At 55.0% G+C, this 5,235-nt stretch carries 4 protein-coding genes and 1 pseudogene; 1 reads left to right on the top strand and 4 read right to left on the bottom strand.

Annotated features, from left to right (window positions below):
• Nucleotides 1-87 precede the first annotated feature (87 nt).
• Both AC1HCM_RS00030 and AC1HCM_RS00035 read right to left on the bottom strand, forming a co-directional pair.
• On the bottom strand, nucleotides 88-1,278 hold the full coding sequence (locus AC1HCM_RS00030; RefSeq protein ID WP_479459726.1) for a hypothetical protein: 1,191 nt from the start codon (nucleotides 1,276-1,278) through the stop codon (nucleotides 88-90).
• Entirely contained in the window at nucleotides 1,268-2,809 is a 1,542-nt protein-coding gene (locus AC1HCM_RS00035) for an HDIG domain-containing metalloprotein (protein WP_479459727.1), read from the bottom strand. Before AC1HCM_RS00035 ends, AC1HCM_RS00030 begins: the two co-directional genes overlap by 11 nt.
• 51 nt (nucleotides 2,810-2,860) lie before the next feature.
• Here AC1HCM_RS00035 and AC1HCM_RS00040 point away from each other — a divergent pair, with 51 nt between their 5' ends.
• Entirely contained in the window at nucleotides 2,861-4,081 is a 1,221-nt protein-coding gene (locus tag AC1HCM_RS00040) for a molybdopterin molybdotransferase MoeA (protein WP_479459728.1), read from the top strand.
• On the opposite strand, the gene pgl is transcribed toward AC1HCM_RS00040, so the two are convergent.
• Both pgl and AC1HCM_RS00050 read right to left on the bottom strand, forming a co-directional pair.
• On the bottom strand, nucleotides 4,078-4,737 hold the full coding sequence (pgl, locus tag AC1HCM_RS00045) for a 6-phosphogluconolactonase (protein WP_479459729.1): 660 nt from the start codon (nucleotides 4,735-4,737) through the stop codon (nucleotides 4,078-4,080). The genes AC1HCM_RS00040 and pgl overlap by 4 nt on opposite strands.
• Nucleotides 4,712-5,235: pseudogene (locus AC1HCM_RS00050) on the bottom strand (glucose-6-phosphate dehydrogenase); the annotation flags it as partial. The gene pgl and the pseudogene AC1HCM_RS00050, both read right to left, overlap by 26 nt.

The following is a 5,235-nucleotide window of genomic DNA, read 5'->3' on the forward strand; positions in this document are numbered from 1 at the left end:
CCTGTACGAAAAGCTCAAGGACGAACCGAGGGAGGGTGAGATAAGGGAGGAGGTAAAGGACCTTCTTGCGAAGGTGAAGGCTCTCATCTACTCCTGACAGGGGCTGTAGAGTTTCATGTAAATCTCCCTAAGGGAGATGTTCAGCTTCAAGCTTCTCAGGGCATAATCCCTCTCCTCAAGGGGGTAGGGGTGCCTTTTCAGGGTAGCCTTTACCTCCCTGAAATCAAGCTCCCTCATAAAGCCCGGGCAGAGCTTCGGGAGCCTGCCCACGAGGACATCGTTGTCAAGGCTGAAGGAGTAGGTGTAGCCAGCTATCAATCCCCCATCAAGGTATCTGATGGACTCTATCCTATCCCCGCCGATGCTGTAAGCCCCTCTGAGGCTGAAGTCTTCTCTGAGAAAGAGCAGGAGCCCGTCGGACACTCCTTCCCTGTAGGTATCCCCCATGACGAGAACGCCCCCTTCTCTCTCCTCAAATACCCTTCCGTAATCAAACTCACCGCCGTCGTAAAGGAAGTACCCGTCCCCCTCCGGAAGGTAGAGCAGAACATCGCTGTCTCCGAGGGCTTCAGACCTCCCTACAGCCAAGGCCTTCCCCCTGTACACTCCCACATACCTGAGATAGTCCTTTTTCTCGCTCCCAAAGAGGTGGGACTCAAGGAGCTTTCCCTCCTCCGATAGGAGGAGGATGAAGCCGTCCCAGTTTCCCCTGTAGTTGCTCCTTCCCACAACGTAGTACCTTCCGCCCTTCTCCACCACGCCGTAGGCGTACTCCTGAGCATCCGTCCCGAACCTCCTCCACCACTTAGGTTTTAGCCCTTCCCCCAGCTTTATCACTAAGATGTCCCAGTCATCCTCCTTAACACCTCCAACGAGGAGGTAGCCCCCTCTGACCCTCCTCATGTACCAGAGCATATCGTCCCCATCACCCCCGAAGGCGGATAGCTCCTTCATTCCACCTTCACCGAAGAGGACTAGGACTATATCCATCCTTCCCCTCAGGAGAGTGGTTATCCCGGCAAGGCAGAGGTTTCCATACTTCTCTAAGGTGTAGCTGTAGTCGTCCTCATCGGAACCGAGGGTGTAGGTCCTGCACTTCCCGTTGCAGTAGCCAAGGAGGACATCGTAGCCCCTGTCCTCGTAAAAGTGTCTTCCGCTGAAGCAAAAGCCTTTCTCCAGCCTCTTGACGGAGAAGGAGGCTTCGTTCTCTTCTGTTGACAGGATGTAGAGCTTTCCGTGGGCTAAAGAAAGAAAGAGGAGAAGGAGGCTAATGAGCATCACCGCCGGCGCTGAGTATGTCCTCGTAAGCCTTCTTTATGAACTGGATCGCCTCCTCCCTAGTCCTCACCATCCCTTCCATCTGGGCTTCCTCAAGCCTTCTCTTTATCTCCCCAACCATCTTTCCCTGAGATATGCTAAGGATAGCCATTATCTCGTGTCCGTTGAGGAGGGGCTTCACCTTCTCTTCGCCCAGCTCGTTCCTCTTAAAGCTCTCAAGCTCGCTTATGGTCTCCAAGAGAGCCTTTATCTCTTCTTCGCTGTCACCGCTGGCGTAAGCGTCCGCTATGGACAGGAGAAAGAGGTGGGGAGCTATCTCTCCGCACTCCCTCCAGAACTTAACCATGCCCTTCCTCTTTAGCTCTCCCTTCAGGAAGGACTCCCTCAGGTAGAAGGGTCTCAGGTGGTATCGGACGAGCTTCCCTATGAAGCTCGTTGCCTCCTCTCCCCACTTTAGCCTCTTCCCGATCCTCTTGACTATCTGCTCGCCAACCTTGTCGTGGTTGTAGAAGGTCACCTTCCCCTCCTTCAGCTCAAAGGTGTCCGGCTTTCCTATGTCATGGAGAAGGGCACCCCACTTAAGGAGCTCAACGTCGGTGAACTCTCCCAGGAAACGCCTGCAACCGAAGTCCTTGAGAAGCTCAAGGCTCAGGTACTTGCTCCTCTCCTCTATGCTCCTTTCAACCTCCTCCAGTATCCTGAGGGTGTGCTCGTCAAGGGGGTGTATGTGGTGCTCCCCCTGGTCCTTTACCTCCCTGAGCTTGGCAAACTCGGGGATTATCTCCTCTAAGAGCCCAACCTCGTATAGCTTCCTTATAACCTTTGAGCCCGAAGGGTGTTTCATAATCTTGAAGAGCTCGTGGGTGAGCCTCTCTGCCGGAGCCTTCGTTATTAGCCCTTTGTTTTTCTCCACGAACTCGTAGAAATCCTCTGTGAGGCTCAGCTCCTTCTCCACTGAAAGCCTGAAGCCCCTCAGTATCCTGACAGGGTCCCTCTTGAGGTTCTCCAAGGAGATGGGTCTGAGGAGCCCCTCCTCAAGGTCCTTTATACCTCCCGTGGGGTCAAATACTATGGTCTGCTTTGCTCCTATGCTCAGAACGTCGTCAAGGTTCACCGCTATCGCGTTTGCGGTGAAGTCCCTATCCCTGAGGTCCCCTTCCAGAGCCTTCTCCAGGTCCTTGCCCTTTATCTGGGAGAAGTCAAACCTGTACCTGTAGGGTGGAAGGTGCAGGACAACCGAGGCGACAACCGGTCTCTTTATCAGGAGCCCCTTCTTCTCAAAGACGAAGAAGTGCCCTCCCACCCTTCGGGCGAAGTCCTGAGCTACCTTGACCGGATCGCAGGTAACCAAGAGGTCAACATCTATGTTGTGTCCCACTGGCTCACCCAGAATCCTGTCCCTGACCCAGCCACCCACTATGAAGCAGTAATCCTCCCTCGGAAGCACCTTAGCCACGTCGTCAAAGTAAGAGAGGTAGAAGTTCAAGCCGTGCAGGGTGTGCTTGCCTTTAGAAACTATCTCCAGGTCCATGGAATAATTCTATAGGTTGAAGAAAACTCTGCAATATATAATTTTCTCACCATGAGCCAGCTTACCCCCCTTGAAGATGCTCTGAGGGAAGTCCTTGAGAACACGAGGATCCTCGGGAAGGAGAGGGTCTTCATATACGATGCTCTCGGAAGGGTGCTTGCCGAAGATGTGAGGTCTGACACCGACAAGCCTCTCTTTGATAACTCTGCAATGGACGGCTTCGCCGTTAGGTACGAAGACATAGAGGGAGCTTCCGAAGAGAGACCCGCTCAGCTGAGGGTAGTGGGTGAGTACGCAGCAGGCACTGAGGAGAGCCTGAGGGTTGAGAAGGGAACCGCTGTAAAGATATTCACGGGTGCTCCGCTACCCGAAGGGGCGGACACCGTCGTTCCGGTGGAGTACACGAGGACTGAGGGGGACAGGGTCTATATCCTGAAGGAGCTGAGGAGAGGGGCTAACGTAAGGCGCAGGGGTGAGGACATAAGGGAAGGAGAGGTTGTTATCAGGGCTGGGAAGGAGCTCAGAGCCTACGAGGTGGGCATGCTCGCCTCGGTCAACAGGGCGATGGTTGAGGTCTTCAGGAGACCGAGGGTCGGGATACTCTCTACAGGGGACGAGCTCCTTGAGCTCGGAGAGCCTCAGGTCAGGGCTTCCCAGATAAGGAGCTCAAACCACCACATGCTTTACTCCCTCGTTCAGCAGGCGGGAGGGCTCCCCCACCAGCTGGGCATAGCACCCGACGAGCCGGAGGAGCTCCTTGAGGTTCTGAGGAGCTGTCATCAGTACGACATCTTCATAACGACGGGCGGTGTCTCCATGGGGGAGAAGGACTACGTTCAGCACCTTGTAAAGGACGTGGGTATTGATGTAAAGTTTCACAAGCTCCGTATAAAACCGGCGAAGCCGGTCCTCTTCGGCACATACGGAGAGAAGGGTCTTTTCTTCGGACTGCCGGGCAACCCTGTCTCCTGCGCCGTAGCCTTTGACCTCCTGGTCTATCCAGCCATAAGGGGGATGATGGGTGCCAAGGAGGTCTTCAAGAAGAAGGTCAGGGCTAAGACTACGAGGGACTTCAGCCGTAGGGACGACAGAAGGAGGGAGTTCGCAAGGGCGAGGGTGTGGTTTGAGGATGGTGGGTATCTCTGTGAACCCCTTGAGAAACAGCAGTCCCACATGCTCACCTCTCTTGTTGAAGCGAACGCCTATATGGTGGTCTACGAGGGTGTGAAGGAGATAAAGAGGGGTGAGGAGGTTGAGGTCGTTCTGTTTTAGAGAAGGTCTGTGAAGAGAAGGGTCTCCTCCCTTCCCCTGACCTTGGTGGCTGGGATGTCCTCCCCCTTCAGGAGCATCTCAAGGGCTCTTTTCTTCCTCTCACCGAGAACGAGCAGGGCTATCCTCCTGGAGAGATTCAGGTATTCAAGGCTCATGCTCACACGCTCAAGACCATCGGGGGAGGCTGAGGTGCAGGCGTTCCTCCCACAGCTTTCGCAGAGCTTACCCGGGAAGATAGAGGCTACGTGTCCGTCCTCCCCCATGCCGAGGAGGGTGAAGTCCATAGCTCCTGCCTCTTCAAGAGCTCTGTCAAAGTCCTCGCAGGCTTCCCTGAGGGAAAGCTCTGTCTTTACCCTGTAGAGCCTTGCCCTCTCTCCGAGGCTCTCCTTCAGGAAACGGTAGTTGCTGCGGTCATCTTCGGAGGGGACAAACCTCTCATCGGTTGGGTAGAACCGGCTCCTGTCCCAGAGCTCGTATCTCTCCGAAAGGAGGTGATAAAAACCCTTGGGCGTCCTACCCCCTGCGAGGGCTGACAGAAATACCCCCTTCTTCCCAACCGTCTCCTTCGCAAAAGCGAGGAAGTGATCAAGGAGCTTTCCGAGGAGCTCCTCTTCCCCTCCGCTCACCACCTTAAAGGAGAACCCACTTCCTTCCATCGCTCTCCACGAGCCTCTGAGCCTCTTCGGGTCCGTAGCTTCCGGGTTCGTACTCCGGGATGGAGTCTTCCTGAGTCCACCTGTCAAGGATCGGCTGAACTATCTCCCAGGCGAGCTCTGACTCGTCCTCCCTTATGAAGAGGGTCTGGTCTCCCTTAACTATGTCCTCAATCAGTGTCTCGTAGGCTTCGGGCAAACTGCCGAGTTCACCCGCAAGGTCTATCTCCATGCTCCTCTCAACGGGGCAGGCTAAGAATCCCTCGGGGGGTGCCATCTCAAAGAAGAAGCGCACGCTACTTCCAGGGGCTATCTCAAAGAGGAACTTGTTGCTCGCCGGCATACACCCCAGGATGCGACCGAAGTTTCCGGGGACCTCCTTGAAGACTATAACCGCCTGGGTCTTCTTCTCCTTGAGCTTCTTTCCCGTTCTGAGGTAGAAGGGAACTCCCTCCCACCGGAAGTTGTCTATGAAGAGCTTCAGGGCTACGAAGGTCTCCG

It is taken from the genome of Hydrogenivirga sp., from assembly GCF_056450045.1.

Excerpts from the sequence above, each read along its gene's own strand:
- AC1HCM_RS00030 (WP_479459726.1), bottom strand. The coding sequence starts at position 1,278 with ATGCTCATTAGCCTCCTTCTCCTCTTTCTTTCTTTAGCCCACGGAAAG.
- AC1HCM_RS00035 (WP_479459727.1), bottom strand. The coding sequence starts at position 2,809 with ATGGACCTGGAGATAGTTTCTAAAGGCAAGCACACCCTGCACGGCTTG.
- AC1HCM_RS00040 (WP_479459728.1), top strand. The coding sequence starts at position 2,861 with ATGAGCCAGCTTACCCCCCTTGAAGATGCTCTGAGGGAAGTCCTTGAG.
- pgl (WP_479459729.1), bottom strand. The coding sequence starts at position 4,737 with ATGGAAGGAAGTGGGTTCTCCTTTAAGGTGGTGAGCGGAGGGGAAGAG.